General features: G+C 67.4%; 14 protein-coding genes. 7 read left to right on the top strand and 7 right to left on the bottom strand.

Features of this window, described 5'->3' with window-relative positions:
* Window positions 1-37: 37 nt before the first annotated feature.
* The 3 genes from MU558_RS14920 to MU558_RS14930 all read left to right on the top strand — a co-directional run bounded on the left by MU558_RS14920 (window position 38) and on the right by MU558_RS14930 (window position 2,960).
* Complete coding sequence (locus tag MU558_RS14920) at window positions 38-550, top strand: DUF7523 family protein (RefSeq protein WP_246967909.1); 513 nt, start codon at window positions 38-40, stop codon at window positions 548-550.
* Between the two features lie 56 nt (window positions 551-606).
* The gene (gene cysS / locus MU558_RS14925) at window positions 607-2,091 is read left to right on the top strand and encodes a cysteine--tRNA ligase (protein WP_246967912.1); all 1,485 of its coding nucleotides are present in this window, start codon (window positions 607-609) and stop codon (window positions 2,089-2,091) included.
* A 182-nt stretch (window positions 2,092-2,273) separates the two neighbouring features.
* Window positions 2,274-2,960: a DUF6517 family protein gene (locus MU558_RS14930; RefSeq protein WP_246967915.1), complete on the top strand. Its 687-nt coding sequence runs from the start codon at window positions 2,274-2,276 to the stop codon at window positions 2,958-2,960.
* Between the two features lie 67 nt (window positions 2,961-3,027).
* Here MU558_RS14930 and MU558_RS14935 read toward each other — a convergent pair whose 3' ends face one another.
* The 4 genes from MU558_RS14935 to MU558_RS14950 all read right to left on the bottom strand — a co-directional run bounded on the left by MU558_RS14935 (window position 3,028) and on the right by MU558_RS14950 (window position 5,867).
* Complete coding sequence (locus MU558_RS14935) at window positions 3,028-4,083, bottom strand: presenilin family intramembrane aspartyl protease PSH (protein WP_246967917.1); 1,056 nt, start codon at window positions 4,081-4,083, stop codon at window positions 3,028-3,030.
* A gap of 80 nt (window positions 4,084-4,163) precedes the next feature.
* Entirely contained in the window at window positions 4,164-4,391 is a 228-nt protein-coding gene (locus tag MU558_RS14940; protein WP_246967920.1) for an H/ACA ribonucleoprotein complex subunit GAR1, read from the bottom strand.
* Window positions 4,391-4,672, bottom strand: a complete 282-nt coding sequence (gene srp19 / locus MU558_RS14945; protein ID WP_246967923.1) for a signal recognition particle subunit SRP19 — start codon at window positions 4,670-4,672, stop codon at window positions 4,391-4,393. Before srp19 ends, MU558_RS14940 begins: the two co-directional genes overlap by 1 nt.
* Before the next feature lie 55 nt (window positions 4,673-4,727).
* Window positions 4,728-5,867, bottom strand: a complete 1,140-nt coding sequence (locus MU558_RS14950; protein ID WP_246967926.1) for a PGF-CTERM-anchored ABC transporter substrate-binding protein — start codon at window positions 5,865-5,867, stop codon at window positions 4,728-4,730.
* A 62-nt stretch (window positions 5,868-5,929) separates the two neighbouring features.
* Between MU558_RS14950 and btuC the strand changes: the two genes are divergently transcribed.
* Window positions 5,930-7,027, top strand: coding sequence for a vitamin B12 ABC transporter permease BtuC (btuC, locus tag MU558_RS14955; protein WP_246967929.1), 1,098 nt, complete (start codon window positions 5,930-5,932; stop codon window positions 7,025-7,027).
* Window positions 7,024-8,319: an ATP-binding cassette domain-containing protein gene (locus MU558_RS14960; RefSeq protein ID WP_246967932.1), complete on the top strand. Its 1,296-nt coding sequence runs from the start codon at window positions 7,024-7,026 to the stop codon at window positions 8,317-8,319. The genes btuC and MU558_RS14960 overlap by 4 nt, the downstream gene beginning before the upstream one ends.
* A gap of 43 nt (window positions 8,320-8,362) precedes the next feature.
* Here MU558_RS14960 and MU558_RS14965 read toward each other — a convergent pair whose 3' ends face one another.
* The 3 genes from MU558_RS14965 to MU558_RS14975 all read right to left on the bottom strand — a co-directional run bounded on the left by MU558_RS14965 (window position 8,363) and on the right by MU558_RS14975 (window position 10,902).
* A complete protein-coding gene (locus MU558_RS14965) occupies window positions 8,363-9,748 on the bottom strand; it encodes a hypothetical protein (RefSeq protein ID WP_246967935.1) in 1,386 nt (461 codons plus the stop codon).
* A gap of 220 nt (window positions 9,749-9,968) precedes the next feature.
* A complete protein-coding gene (locus MU558_RS14970; RefSeq protein ID WP_246967938.1) occupies window positions 9,969-10,331 on the bottom strand; it encodes a winged helix-turn-helix transcriptional regulator in 363 nt (120 codons plus the stop codon).
* Between the two features lie 133 nt (window positions 10,332-10,464).
* Complete coding sequence (locus tag MU558_RS14975) at window positions 10,465-10,902, bottom strand: SRPBCC family protein (protein WP_246967957.1); 438 nt, start codon at window positions 10,900-10,902, stop codon at window positions 10,465-10,467.
* 172 nt (window positions 10,903-11,074) lie between these two features.
* On the opposite strand from MU558_RS14975, the gene MU558_RS14980 reads away from it, so the two are divergent.
* Together MU558_RS14980 and MU558_RS14985 are read left to right on the top strand one after the other, a co-directional pair.
* The gene (locus MU558_RS14980; protein ID WP_246967960.1) at window positions 11,075-13,456 is read left to right on the top strand and encodes a penicillin acylase family protein; all 2,382 of its coding nucleotides are present in this window, start codon (window positions 11,075-11,077) and stop codon (window positions 13,454-13,456) included.
* On the top strand, window positions 13,453-13,824 hold the full coding sequence (locus tag MU558_RS14985; RefSeq protein WP_246967963.1) for a hypothetical protein: 372 nt from the start codon (window positions 13,453-13,455) through the stop codon (window positions 13,822-13,824). Before MU558_RS14980 ends, MU558_RS14985 begins: the two co-directional genes overlap by 4 nt.
* Window position 13,825 lies beyond the last annotated feature (1 nt).

A 13,825-nucleotide genomic window follows, 5' to 3' on the forward strand; every position in this document is an offset into this window, starting at 1 on the left:
CAGCGTTTTTATCTCGTCTCGGGCCGCTCTCGCAGGCATGTCACTCGCAGCCGAGACGCGCCGTGCCGCCGCAGGACACCCGTTTCTGGTCGCCGCGCTGCGCGCTGGCGTCGTCAACTTCACCGCTGCCGCCCGGTTTCTGGACGTCGACGGGGAGACAGACGCCGTCGCGACCGCACTGCGACGATACGCCGACGACCTGCCAGCTTACGAGACGACAGCGTGCGACGCCCGCGTGAGGATGCAAAGCGGAATCGGTCCCGTCGACGACCTCGAGGACGCGCTGCTCGTCGTCGGTGGCGCAGCGCTGGGCGCTGGCGTCGGAGGCGACGAGACCGCGATCGTCGCGACCGGAAACGTGGGCGCGACGGCGCTCTCGCACGCACTCGAGACGCTCGCACTCGAGGAGATTTCCGTACTGGCGGCGGGCGTCGGCGAGGGGATGCTGGCGGTCGTCGTCGACCGCCTCGACGGAGCCGACGCGGTTCGGGCAGTAGAGCGGGCGCTCGAGGACGTGCCCGATTCGACGGCGGCAAAGAGCGTCGAATGAAAACCGGGCACACGGCATCCAACGCTTTAACTTCCGGCCGTGGGTAGAGGCGGGCAATGACCCTGCACGTGACGAACACGTTGACGGGCGAAAAAGAGCCGTTCGAGCCACAGGACCCCGAGAACGTCTTGCTCTACTACTGTGGCCTGACGGTCTCCGATCCGCCCCACCTCGGCCACGCCAGGTCGTGGGTCCACGTGGACGTGATGCACCGCTGGCTCGAGTACCTCGGCTACGAGGTTCGGCACGTCGAGAACTTCACGGACGTCAACGAGAAGATCGTCGCCCGCGTTGGCGAGGACGACCTGGGCGAGAACGAGGCCGACGTCGCCCGGACGTACATCGAGCGGACGCTGGCCGACATGCGTTCGCTGAACCTGCTTCGAGCGGAGGTCTACCCGCGCGTCTCCGAGCACATTCCGGAGATCGTCGAGATGATCGAGACCTTAGTCGAGAAGGGCTACGCCTACGAGTCCAACGGATCGGTCTACTTCGACGTGACCACCTTCGAGGAGTACGGCACGCTCTCGAACCAGGATCTCGAGGAGATCGAGTCCCAGGGCGATCCCGACGAGCGCGCGGAGAAACGCCACCCCGCGGACTTCGCGCTCTGGAAGGCCGACGGCGTCGACCCCGACGCGGTCCGCGAACACCGCCACGACGGCGTCTGTGGCCACCCGCCGGAAGGGCAGACCTGGGACTCCCCGTGGGGCGAAGGCCGGCCAGGCTGGCACATCGAGTGCTCGGCGATGAGCACGACCCACCTGGGCGAGACGCTCGACCTCCACGTCGGCGGTCGCGATCTCGTCTTCCCCCACCACGAAAACGAGATCGCCCAGAGCGAGGCGGCGACCGGCGAGCGGTTCGCCAACTACTGGCTCCACTGCGAGCTGTTCCAGATGGACGACGAGAAGATGTCCTCGAGTCTGGGCAACTTCGTCACCGTCGACGACGCCGTCGAGCAGTGGGGGACGAACGTCCTGCGAACGTTCCTCACGGCAGGGTCGTACAACAGCCAGCAACTGTACAGCGACGAGACGATCGCCGAGGCCGAAGAGCGCTGGGAGCGACTCGAGCGCGCCCACGAACGCGCGACGGCGGCACTCGACTCGCCGGACGCCCGGACGAAATGCGAAGACGACGATCTCCGCGAGACCGTCGCCGACGCTCGCGAGGCGTTCGTCGACGCGATGAACGACGACTTCAACACCCGCGAGGCCCAGTCCGCGCTGCTCGAGGTGGCGACGGCGATCAACCGCCACGAGGAGGATGCGAGCGAGTACGACTATCGCGGCCTCCGGCGGGCGGTCGAGACGCTCGAGGAGTTCGGCGACGTGCTCGGCCTGACGTTCGACGGCGAGACGACCGGCGACGTCTCGCTGGCCGGCGACGTGGTCGAACTCGTCCTCGACGTGCGCGAGGAAGAACGGGACGCCGGCAACTACGAACGTGCCGACGAGTTGCGCGACGAACTCGAGGCCCTCGGCGTCGAGGTGCAGGATACCGACGAGGGACCGACCTACCGACTGCCGGGCCGGTGAGATATTGATACGGAATCCGAAGTGATGTGCTTCGGGATCCGTATCAAAGGCTCGAGTGGTCTCGAACCACGACCACTCTCGAGCAGCAGGACCCGTTTCTCCGTGCCGATCGACGAGGCGCTGACGAACCGCGTGGAGCCAAAGCCACGAAGCTTATAGGGTCGAACGAATTCGGCACGTGTATGAATCGACGACGGTTCGTCGCGACGCTCGGGGCAGGCAGTGTCGTCGCCTCTGCTGGCTGTCTCGGAAGTCTAATCGACGACCTGACGACGTTCGCGTCGACGCCCGCGACGGTCACCGAGGACGCACTCGCAGCGGCCGACTACGAACATAAGGGGACCGAGGAGATGGTCGAAACGCGCGAGTTCGCCAGCGAGTCAGTCGAGGTAACGAACTACATCAGTCAGTACCACCGGACGGTCGAGTTCCCGGGAATCGGCTCTATCGAGGCGGCCGTGTTCGCGACGATCACCTCTCCACAGGTCGGCGTCGCGGGAAAGGACTTCAACCCACTGGACAAGTGGGACGACGACGAGATCGTCGAACTCATCCAGGAACAGTACGAGCAGTTGCAGATCGACAGCAGCGTCGACAGCCGCGACGTCGCGACGCTCGACCAGTCGGAGTCCGTCACGACTTACGAGGGCCAGGCCGCCCTCGCCAGCGACGTCGCACCCGACTCGAGTGACCTCTCGCTGCTCGACGGGACCGTCTCCGACCTGACCGAGATAGACGTCCTCGTCGACGTCGCCACGTTCAAACACGACGGCGATCACGTCGTCATCGTCGGCGTCTACCCTGACCACGTTCCGGAGGAGTCAGAGCGCGTCACGACGCTGATCAAAGGCCTCGAGCACGAAGCGTAGTGACTGTAGTGCTGGCACGAACCGAGAGCCGTGCGCCGGTTCTCGACGACGATCGAAAAGAGACGAGTTACGAGAGTCCGAGCGCGGTCGCGATCGACAGCCCGCTCGCGAGCGCGCCGACCAGGTAGCCGCCGATCGCACCACCGTTGAGCAGCGGGAGGCCGGCGTGGGCACGCCCCTGCAGGACCATGTACATCAGTACGAGCAGGCCGGCGATCGTGCCGACGATCGCTCCCAGCGCCGGTACGTTGAGCGCGATTCCCGGCACGCCGATCGTCGGCGCGTCGACGAAGTACGCCGCGCTCGCGACCATGATCGTCGGGATCACGGCGTCGCCGAGGCCGATGAACAGCGCGTCGCGCTCGAGGTCGCCCTCGTCTTCGTCACCGGTCGATTCGTCGCGCGCTTCGTTGGCGTCTCCGTACGTTCCGTCGCCCTCCCCGTCGGTCGCCGGATCCGATTCGGCGTCGTCTCGTCGCTCACCCGACCCGTCTTCGATGACGCCGTCGGTGCTCTCGGTCGAGAGGTACGAGTACGAGAGCGTCGTCGGGACGACGAAGACGACCGGGATCTTGAGGTCCATCACACCCTGGGCGAGACTCAGCATGTGTTTCGTCTTGTAGACGCTGATGGCGTCGTAGACGGCGAGGACGGAGAGCAAGACGAGCGCCGGCAGCAGGCCGAAGCTGATCCCGAAGAGACCGGCCGCACCGGCACCCATCAACACCCCTGCGAGGTCGATGACGTACCACTCCGGGTAGACGAGGAGGCCGACGCCGACGGACAGCGCGGCGAGAGCCGCGACGACGTTCAGGCCACCGTACGTGACCGTCGGTGGGACGACCTCGCCGAAGACGAACCACGCGAGCATCACGCTGACCCCGATGATCAGCCCGCGGATGAGGATCTGGCCGCCGAACTTGAAGGCGGCGAGCATGAACGCCGTCGCGACGAGGATGATCCCGAAGTAGACCAGACTGTTCGTCGGATCCTCGGGATCCTCGACGGCCTGGTACTCCGCCTCGTGGAACGGCTCGACCAGCGCGAGCGCGCCGAGCTGGACGGCGAGAAACAGGAGGACCGTCACGCAGACGGCGACGACGATCCGGGTCCGATCGTTCATGCCACGGAGTTGACCGTCCGACCGTATTGGTGTTGCGCTCTCCGATTTGTCGCCACTGGATCGTCGCCCGCCGTCGCCCGTTATCTCGCGTAGAGCGTCGAGCTAACCAGCCCTGGAAGATGTACGTCGTCGTCGGGCGTGACCGCGAGGTACGGCCTGTCGACCGGTCCGAAGACGTCGACGACGCGGCCGACCTCCTCGAGCGAGTCGTCGAGAACGATCGTCCCGACGTCGGCGTGGTCGTCGTCGTCCGACCGGACGACGGCGAGTCCCTGCGCGGTCCGGACGACCTGGCCGACCCGGTACATCACTCTCGCATCGCGACGACGTACGCCGCGACGGCCTGGACGAGGTCGTTTTTCGTCGAGTCCTCCGCCCCGCGGACGACGACCCGGCCGCGTTCGCGCCACGGTTCGCGCGAGTAGGACTTCTCCCGCTCGATCGTGGCGTCGTAGCCGATCTGCTGGACGGCTTTCGCGATCTCGTCGACCGTCGGCTCCTCGACTGCCAGGTCCTGTGGCACGCGCCGCCCCTCGGCCCGCGAGAGGGTCGCATCGAGATAGGCGGGCCAGATGACGTTCTCGACCATGCGCCAACCTGTGCGGTCAGGCGAGTAAACGCTTTTCAAAACGAGACGGTCCGGGTTACCGACGCCGGGCCAGCAGTCCCAGGGTCGCGAGCACCGCGGCGGCGGCGACCGGGACGCCGAAGCCGGGGAGCGCATCGTTCTCGTCGCTTTCTGTCCCCTCCTCGTCGCTCCCGTTTTCGCTTTCGTTCTCCTCACCACCTTCGTCAGCTCCGTCGGTGGTCGAATCGGTATCCTCGTACTCGGAATCGAGTTCCGCGAGGTCGTCGCTGATCGACTCGTACGCCTCCGGGTGAGCCGTCTCGAGGAGCTGTTCGGCCGCGAAGACGACGTTCGGGCCGGGCTGACTGAAGTCGTTGTTGTCCACGGCGGCGAAGTTCTCCTCCTGGTAGGCCGTCGTCTCGTGGACGGCCTCCGATACCTGCGGCTCGTCGAAGCTGTCGCCGTAGACGATCCACTCGGGATCTTCTTCGACGACGACTTCCTCGCTGATGATACCCCACCCGTCGATTTCGGCGGTCGCGGCGACGTTCTCGAGGCCAGCAGTCAGCATGATCTCGTGTTGGAAGGTGCCGGTTCCGGCCGTGTAGCCACCACCCATCGGGTAATACGCGAGCGAACGATCGTCGTCGTCGACTGCGGACTCGAGCAGGTCGAGTCGCTGATCCATCCAGTCGACGGTCTCCTGGGCACCGGCACATTCGCCGGTCAGCTGGCCGGTGACGGCCACATTGTCGCGGATGTCGTCGATCGATTCGGCTTCGGGGAAGTAGTAGACCGTCAGACCGAGCTCGCGGAGTTGGTCGACGGTATCGGTGTCGATGATGTTCGCCGCGAGAACGACGTCGGGCTCGAGTTCGACGACGGCCTCTGTGTCGATTTCGAAGCCGTCAGCGGCCGTGACGTCGGTCCGCTCGCCGGTCTGGAGGTCTTCGGTCGGGGCGGTTAGCGGCATCCCGACGACGGCGTCGCCGGCACCGATTTCGAAGGCCGTCTGGGCGTCGCTCGCTCCCAGTGTGACGATCCGTTCGGGTGGTTCCTCGAGCGTTATCTCCTCGCCGGTCGCGTCGGTCAGGGTCAGTGGGTACTCGCAGTCGCTTTCTGCTTGCGCGGCGGCCGCGTTATCGGCGGCAGCCAGCGGTGTGACGGCCCCGGTCGCAACCAGCGTAGCGAGCAAAACGATCAGTAACTTTCGCATCGAATACTCGGTCCGTGACACTCCAACAAATATTTGACTAAAGCAAGCGAGGTTGTCAATCGATGGAGCGACCAGCTCGGATCGTCGCGTGGTCGGGGGCACTAATCGCCCTCCTCGTCGGCGTCGTCGTCGGCAGCGCAGCGATCGGTTCGGTGCGGATCGATCCGGTCACCGTCGCGATGGCGGCACTCAACGCCGTCGTCGTTCCGGCGGGCGTCTCGGTCGGTCCGACGACGATTCCCGTCTTTGGGTGGAACGTGTCGGTCCCGACGCTCGAGTACGCGTCGGTGTTCGCCTTCGACGTCCCCAAGACACACCAGATCATCGTCGGTGACGTCCGGCTGCCCCGGATCGCCCTCGCGGCGACGGTCGGGTTCGCGCTCGCCGCCGCCGGGACCGTGATGCAGGGCTTTTTCCGCAATCCGCTCGCCGACCCGTCGATCATCGGCGTCTCGACTGGGGCGGCAGCCGGAGCGGTCGCTGCGATCGCGTTTCCGGCGATCGCCCCCTTCGAGAGTCTTCACCTGTCGGCGTTCGCGGGGGCGGTCGCGACCGCGTTTCTGGTCTACGCCATCGCCACTGAAGGCGGTCGAACGCCGGTCGCGACCCTCTTGCTGGCCGGCGTCGCGATCCAGGCGTTTCTCGGCGCGATGATCTCCTACATGCTCGTCCACAGCGGCGATAGCCTCCGGCAGGCGGTCGTCTGGATGATGGGGCATCTCAACAACAGCACGTGGAGCGACGTCGGCTTCGCTCTCCCCGTGACGATCCTCGGCGTCGCCGTCCTCGGCGCGTTCACCCGCGAGATGAACGTCCTCCTGCTCGGTGAGGAGGACGCCTACCACCTCGGCGTCGACGTCGAACGGACGAAACTACTCTTGCTCGTGATCGCGAGTCTCGTCACCGCCGCCGGCGTCGCCGTCGCGGGCGTCATCGGCTTCGTCGGCCTCGTCGTCCCTCACGTGATGCGCCTGATCGTCGGCCCAGATCACCGTATCTTGCTGCCTACGAGCGCCCTCGCGGGGGCGTCGTTTCTCGTCGCGACCGACACCCTCGCCCGGGCGGGTCCCGCCGAGGTTCCCGTCGGCATCGTCACCGCCGCGTTCGGCGCGCCCTTCTTCCTGTACTTGCTCAAACAGCGGGAGGTGCACGCGCTGTGATCGACGTCGACTCGCTCTCCGTGACGTACGGCGACGTGCCCGTCCTGGAGGACGCGACGTTTACCGTCGAATCCGGCGAGTTCGTCGGCCTCGTCGGCCCGAACGGGGCCGGAAAGACTACGCTCTTGCGTGCGATCAGTGGCGTCCGCTCCCCGGATCGAGGAACCGTCCAGATCGACGGGGTCCCCATCCACGACCTCTCCTCGCGGGAGTCGAGCCGACTCGTCTCGGTCGTCCCGCAGGACACCCACCTCTCGTTTTCCTTCGACGTCCGGGACGTCGTCGAGATGGGACGAACGCCACACCGCTCGCGGTTCGCGCCGCCAACGCCGGACGATCGCGCCCTCGTCGACGACGCACTCGAGCGGACCCGCACCGCCCAGTTCGCCGACCGGCCGATCGACGAGATCAGCGGCGGCGAGCGCCAGCGCGTCCTGCTCGCGCGGGCGATCGCCCAGGACACGCCCGTCGTCTTGCTCGACGAACCGACGGCGAGTCTCGACGTCAACCACCAGATCGAGACGCTCGAGCTCGTCTGCGACCTCGTCGCCGACGGCAAAACGGCGGTGGCGGCGATCCACGACCTCGACCTCGCCGCACGGTTTTGCGACCGGCTGATCGTCCTCGCGGACGGCACCGTCCTCGAGCGCGGCACGGCCGACGAGGTGCTGACCGCCGACGCCATCGCGCGGGCGTTCGACGCGACCGCAGCCGTGACGACGAACCCGGTGACGGGAACGCAGACCGTCACCGCACTCTCGAGCGACCACGACCCCGGCGACGGCGACGGCGACGACCTCGAGACGCCCGACCGCGTCCACGTCCTCGGCACGGGACCGACAGCGGCCGGCGTCGTCGCCCGACTGGCGGCCGCCGGCGTCGACGTCTCCGTCGGCCCCGTCTCGAGCGGTGACGCCGCGGCGACGACGGCACGGCGACTCGCGGCCGACGTGCTCACCGTCGAACCGTTCGCGTCGCTGTCCCAGGAGACGCTCGCCACCCTCGAGGACCACCTCTCGGACGCCGAGGCGACGGTGCTCGCGGACCTCGAGGTCGGGACGGGGAACCAGCTCGTCCTCGAGTCGCTCGCCGACGCGTCGGGACTGGTCGTCGTCGAAACGCGCCCGTTCGACGAGCGGAATTACGCGGGGTCGCGCGCAAAACAGCTGTACGACGACCTCCGGCGGCGGGGGCGCGAAGCGACGCCGGAGGAGATACTCGAGGCAGTCGCCCGGATAGACCCGACAGGGGACGAGCGACCTCGCCAGCCCCTCGAGTCGGACGACGACTGATACAGAAGCCGAAAAAGCGGTCGGCGAGCGCCCGGCCGATCGATCAGCGAGACGTGTCGTACGTCGCGATCACCGTTTCGGTGCCGTCGCGCTCGGCGATCACCTGCATCGTGTCGCCAGGCTCGTAGTCGCCGTCGGCCGCCGAGAGCGTGACCGTCGAGCCGGCTGTTGCCTCGAGGTCGTCGATCTCCGTGACGCCACCGGCACCGAACACCACGATCCGGACGTCGTCGGCGTTCGCGACCGACGTCACCGTCACGGAGACTTCCTCGGCCGTCGTCGCCTCGTCGATAGTGACGCCGACCTGTGGAGTCGCACTCGCGCTCTGGCCGAGGTCGAGGACGAACGCCCCGACCACTGCCGGGACCGGAAACGCGCCGACGAGTAACAGCGACGACGGGTCAACGGCGGCGTCGTCACCTGCGATCTCCTCCGGATCGAACGCCAGCGAGATCTGGACCTGTCGGCCGTCGCCGTTCACCGAGAGTTCCTCGAAGTCGTCCTCGTCGACGTCGGGGGCGTCCATCAGCATCGTGTCGATCAGCGACTCGACGGCGTCGGCGTCGGCGGCGTCCTCGCTCTCGTACCGGAGCACGACGTCGGCCGTGACCCGGTCGTCGTCCGTGACGTCGGTCGCGGAGCCGACGGCGGCGAGTTCGCCGATCATCTGGCCCTCGATCCGACCACTTCCCCCGTCGAGGCCGAGCGCCGTCGGATCGAGTTCGACGCCGGACATCGAGAGACCGTCGGGTTCGAGGGCGTCGACGATCGCCGCAGCGTCGTCGCTCGCGTCGTAGTAACTCGAGTCGGCCGAGGCGTGTTCGTCGATCAGCGTCGTGACCGCCGCGGCGGGGTCGGCGTCGGCCCCCTGGATCGCGCCGAAGAGGACGGCGTCGTCGCGCAGCGCCATCCCGCCGCGCATTCCGTCTTCCTCGAAGGCGTACACTTCGTAGCCCTCGTAGGTCTCTCGTTCGACGTCGTCTTCGGAGAAGTCCTCCTTGCTCTCGAGTTCGTCGACGAGGGCCTCGACGTCGAACGTGCCGGTGAGTGCGATACCACCGCCGAACGCACCGGCGTCCATCTCCGCCGTCCCGAACGCGATGGCGGTGGCCCGGTCGTACTCCTCGAGGCCGTCGAGGTCCTCGAGTTGCTCGACCTCCTCGTCGAACTGGCCGTACTCGCCGTCGAGTTCCTCCTCGAAGAGGGTTTTCGCTCGCGCGACGTCGACGCTGGTGAACATCGTGACGTCGGGGTCGAAGAACTCCGCCGGGTCGTACAGCCAGGCGGTGTAGTCTTTCTCGACCTGGCCGTCGCCCTTCTCGTCAGTCTCGCCGGGTGTTCCGTCGTCCAGACAGCCAGCGAGTCCACCGAGTGCGGCGAGGCTCGCGCCGAGTGCACCTCGTCGGAGGAACTGTCGTCTCGATTCCATACCGTCGAGTCGAACAGTTAGTAAAAATGAATTCCGATTCGAAATCATGAGAGTCGGGTTCAGACGGACGGGCGACATCGACGACGCGCCCACACCCTCCCCAGCCGGTTCGCTCGCTCGCTTCGCTCACTCGCTCACCCCTCGCACGACGTCGAGCCGCGGCTCACACGTCGTTCGCCGCGACTCGGCGCGCACCAGCGCGGTCAGCACGTCGGAGCCGCTAGTCGTCTCCGGCGAACTCGTCCGTCTCGAGCCACTCGTCGGCCCAGCAGGCAATCTCGTCGAAGACCGGGGCGAGCGACTCGCCTTTCTCGGTGAGGCTGTAGTAGGTCGCGACGGGGGCGTCTTCCTCGAGTCGGCGGTCGACGAAGCCCGTCTCGCCGAGGTCGTCGAGGACTCGCGAGAGGGTCCGGGCGTTCGCGCCGGTCGATCGCTTGAGTTCGTTGAATCGGCGTTCGCCGTCGCCGAGTTCGTGGAGGACGATCAGTCGCCACTGCGAGCCGATCTGTTCGATCGATTCGACGACCGGGCAGGCGTCGATGGGGGTCTCGTCGGGGCGGCTTTCGGATGGTTCCAGTGACATCGATGGTACCTGCTCCGCTCTACGTTCGCGAACGCGTATAGGTGGTTCGGTATCGCACCTGGTAACACGGCGTTAGTACGGACTGCTGACACGGTCGGGGGGCGTGAGCCACGCGTCGATCGCCCCGGCCGGTCTAGGCGGGTGATTCGATCGAGCCGGCCGACTCGAGGAGGTTCTCGAGTCGCTCGAGTGCGCGAGTACAGACGAGCGCGTAGCCCGCGGCGACCGTCGGGAGTTCGAAGACGATGCGACAGCGCGTGTCGCTCAGCGCGTCGACCCGGTGGCCGGTCGCGGGGATTCTGGCGACGCGCCACGTCCAGCGTCTCCGATCGTCCGAACAACTCGAGATTTCGAACGGAAGCCACAGCCCGCCGACGGTTCGAACGCGTCCGGTCGTGCCGGGACGAATTCGTCGGTCGGTGGACGCGACACCCGTGATCGACGGGCCCCACACCGGCCACTCGTGGGTGTCGACGAGCAGTTCCCAGGCGTCGTCCGGCGGCGCGTCGACGACGTGTGAGACCTCGAGTTGCGACCCGTGAGACGCGGGTGCAGTCTGGATGCGCGTCATCCCCGGAACGTCCGACGGGCATACACGTAATCCTGTGGTCGCCCGGTCCGGCGGGAGAGACCGCCACGCCGGTCCCCGCGACCGCAGTGGCACGATCCTGCCCGCGTCGAAGCCGTCACGCTCGTCGGCGGTGGCCGATACACATTACTGTTCGGTGGACTTCGTTCCTTCCATGACAGACGACACCACGAGGCGTGCCGTTCTCGCTGGCGCACTCGCGGCGGGCGTCGGCGGGCTCTCGTTGTCGTCGGCTCGCGACCTCCTCGAGTCGTTCGCACCGCTCTCGGGGACCGCCTGGGACGCTGCCGACCGGGAGCTCTCGGAGACCGTCGAGAGCCCCTACGGCGCGGCGACGATTCGGATCGACGGCGACGGCGTCCCGCACGTCGGGGCCGACGACGAGGCGGCAGCCTACTTCGCCGTCGGCTACGTGCAGGCGTTCGATCGGCTGTTCCAGCTCGACCTCCAGCGACGCGTCATGCGCGGGGAGCTATCAGCGGTCGTCGGCTCCGCGACCCTGCAAAGCGACGAGTTCCACGTCGCGATGGACTTTGCGAGCGCGGCCGAAGCGACGTGGGACGTCGCAAGCGAGACGTCGGTCGGTCCGCTCGTCGAGGCCTACGCCGACGGCGTCGACGCGGCGATCGAGCGGGAGCAACTGCCACTCGAGTTCGAACTGCTCGGGTACGAGCCCGAGCCGTGGACGCCGGTCGACACGATGCTGATGGAAAAGCAGATCTCGTGGACCCTGACGGGGAACTTCGGCGAACTGCGACGGGCGCTCGTGGCCGACCGACTCGGCGACGACACCGTCGGAGAGCTGTATCCCGACCGGATGGACCACGACGTGCCGATCCTCAGAGACGCTGGTGCGGGCGACGGCCCGCCCGACCGCGACGGATCGAGGCGAACTGCCGTCGATCCCGCGTTGACCGGGTGGCTCTCGCAGTTCGAGTCCCCGCCCGGGATCGGCTCGAACAGCTGGGTCGTCGCCGGCGAGTACACCTCGAGCGGGACGCCGATCGTCGCGAACGATCCCCACCTCTCGCTGTCGACGCCGCCGGTGTGGTACGAACAGCACGTCGAGACCGCCGAGACGGCGGTCCGCGGCGTCACGTTCCCCGGCGTGCCGTTCGTGATCATCGGTGCGAACGAACGGGGCGCGTGGGGCTTTACCAACGTGGGCGCGGACGTCCTCGACTGCTACACCTACGAGATCGACGCCGACGGCGAGCGCTACCGGTACCGCGGCGAGTGGCGCGAGTTCGAGACCGAGACGTGCGAAATCGTCGTCGCGGGCGGCGAGAACCGGACGACGACGGTCAGAAAGTCCGTCCACGGGCCGGTGATCGAACGCGAGGGGCAGACGATAGGCGTCGCCTGGACCGGGCTGACGGCGACGCGGACCACCGAAGCGATTCACGAGTATGGCCGCAGCGACGGCCTCGAGGACGTCCTCGAGGCGACCCGGCAGTTCGACCTGCCGACCCAGAACCTCGTCTACGCGGACGCCGACGGCCGGACGCTGTACTACGCGACCGGCAAGCTTCCGATCAGGACGGTCGACGGCGATCCCGTCTCGGGCGACCGGCTCTTCGACGGCTCCGCGGGTGAGGGCGAGTGGGACGGCTTCACCCCCTACGGCGAGTCGTCGTGGGAGGGATTCGTCCCCTTCGAGGAGAAGCCACACGCGATCGACCCCGACTACGTCGCGACGGCGAACCAGCGCGTGGTGGACGATCCCGACCACTACGTCGGCGTCGACTACGCGCCGCCGTACCGCGGCACTCGCATCTACGACGTCCTCGACGAGCGCGCTCGGTCGGGCGAGCCTATGGACCCCGATTTTCACCGCGACCTCCAGCGAGACGTCCGGGACGAACGCGCAGTTCGACTGGTTCCGGAACTGCTCGAGGCCGTCGCGGCCGACCCGGAGACGAGCGAGGACCTCGCGGACGCGGTCGACGCGCTCGAGGCGTGGGACTACCGGATGGACCGCGCGTCGAGGGGAGCGCTCGTCTTCGCCCGGTGGATGGCGCACTTTCGACGGGCGATCCTCGAGCCGACGTTCGAGGAGGCGGACCTCGACGAATCGTACTACCCGAACGACTGGGTGCTGGCGACGCTGCCCGCGGACAGCCGATTTTTCGCCGACTGCTCGCGCGAGGAGACGATGGTCGCCGCCTTGCGGGAGGCGACGGCCGAAATCGACGACGAGGACTGGGAACGGTACGGCGACTGGAACACGACGGGCGCGATCGCACACCCATTGGGCGGCGAAGCGCCGTTTCTGGACTACGACGAGGTGCCAGCGGACGGCTCGAGTGCCACCGTCGACAACTATCGCGTCGCCGACGCCGTCGGCAGTAGCTGGCGGATGGTCGTCCAGCCGGGCGAGGACGCGTCGGCGATCCTCCCCGGCGGTAACTCGGGCGACTACTTCTCTCCGCACTACGACGACCAGTTTCGTCGCTGGGTCGACGGCGAGTACAGGTCGATGGATCGGACGCTCGAGGGCGACGTCGCCGTTCGGTTCGCGGAGGGATCCCGGTGACCGAACGCCACACCGACGCCGGCGTCGAGACGGAACGAGGTCCGGACGACGCACTCGAGCGCGTTCGAACGGTGCCTCGCGCGCACGCGGCCGCAGTCGTCACTGCGGTGGGTCTCGGGCTCGTCGCCACCTGGATCCACTGGCTCGGTCTGGTCGTCGGCGGCACACTCGTCGGCCTGCTCTCGCCAACGCTCCCACGAGCGATCGGCGGGGCACTCGCGTTCGGTCTGCTAGTGCTGGTCGCGTTCGCTCTCTCGCTCGGGAGTTCGACGGGGGCCGTCCTCGAGATGACGCCGGCCGTCTACGTGACCGTCGCCGCGGCGCTCGGGTTGCCGGTGGTCGGCGCGCTGAGCAGGGCGATCGTCTGAG

The organism is Natribaculum luteum, assembly GCF_023008545.1.
GTDB classification, from domain to species: domain Archaea; phylum Halobacteriota; class Halobacteria; order Halobacteriales; family Natrialbaceae; genus Natribaculum; species Natribaculum luteum.

Bases quoted from the DNA above. Each gene is read 5' to 3' on its own strand.
- MU558_RS14970 (WP_246967938.1), bottom strand. From the start codon at position 10,331: ATGTCACTGGAACCATCCGAAAGCCGCCCCGACGAGACCCCCATCGAC.
- MU558_RS14980 (WP_246967960.1), top strand. From the start codon at position 11,075: ATGACAGACGACACCACGAGGCGTGCCGTTCTCGCTGGCGCACTCGCG.
- MU558_RS14975 (WP_246967957.1), bottom strand. From the start codon at position 10,902: ATGACGCGCATCCAGACTGCACCCGCGTCTCACGGGTCGCAACTCGAG.
- MU558_RS14950 (WP_246967926.1), bottom strand. From the start codon at position 5,867: ATGCGAAAGTTACTGATCGTTTTGCTCGCTACGCTGGTTGCGACCGGG.
- srp19 (WP_246967923.1), bottom strand. From the start codon at position 4,672: ATGGTCGAGAACGTCATCTGGCCCGCCTATCTCGATGCGACCCTCTCG.
- cysS (WP_246967912.1), top strand. From the start codon at position 607: ATGACCCTGCACGTGACGAACACGTTGACGGGCGAAAAAGAGCCGTTC.
- MU558_RS14920 (WP_246967909.1), top strand. From the start codon at position 38: ATGTCACTCGCAGCCGAGACGCGCCGTGCCGCCGCAGGACACCCGTTT.
- MU558_RS14940 (WP_246967920.1), bottom strand. From the start codon at position 4,391: ATGTACCGGGTCGGCCAGGTCGTCCGGACCGCGCAGGGACTCGCCGTC.
- MU558_RS14965 (WP_246967935.1), bottom strand. From the start codon at position 9,748: ATGGAATCGAGACGACAGTTCCTCCGACGAGGTGCACTCGGCGCGAGC.
- MU558_RS14930 (WP_246967915.1), top strand. From the start codon at position 2,274: ATGAATCGACGACGGTTCGTCGCGACGCTCGGGGCAGGCAGTGTCGTC.
- MU558_RS14935 (WP_246967917.1), bottom strand. From the start codon at position 4,083: ATGAACGATCGGACCCGGATCGTCGTCGCCGTCTGCGTGACGGTCCTC.
- btuC (WP_246967929.1), top strand. From the start codon at position 5,930: ATGGAGCGACCAGCTCGGATCGTCGCGTGGTCGGGGGCACTAATCGCC.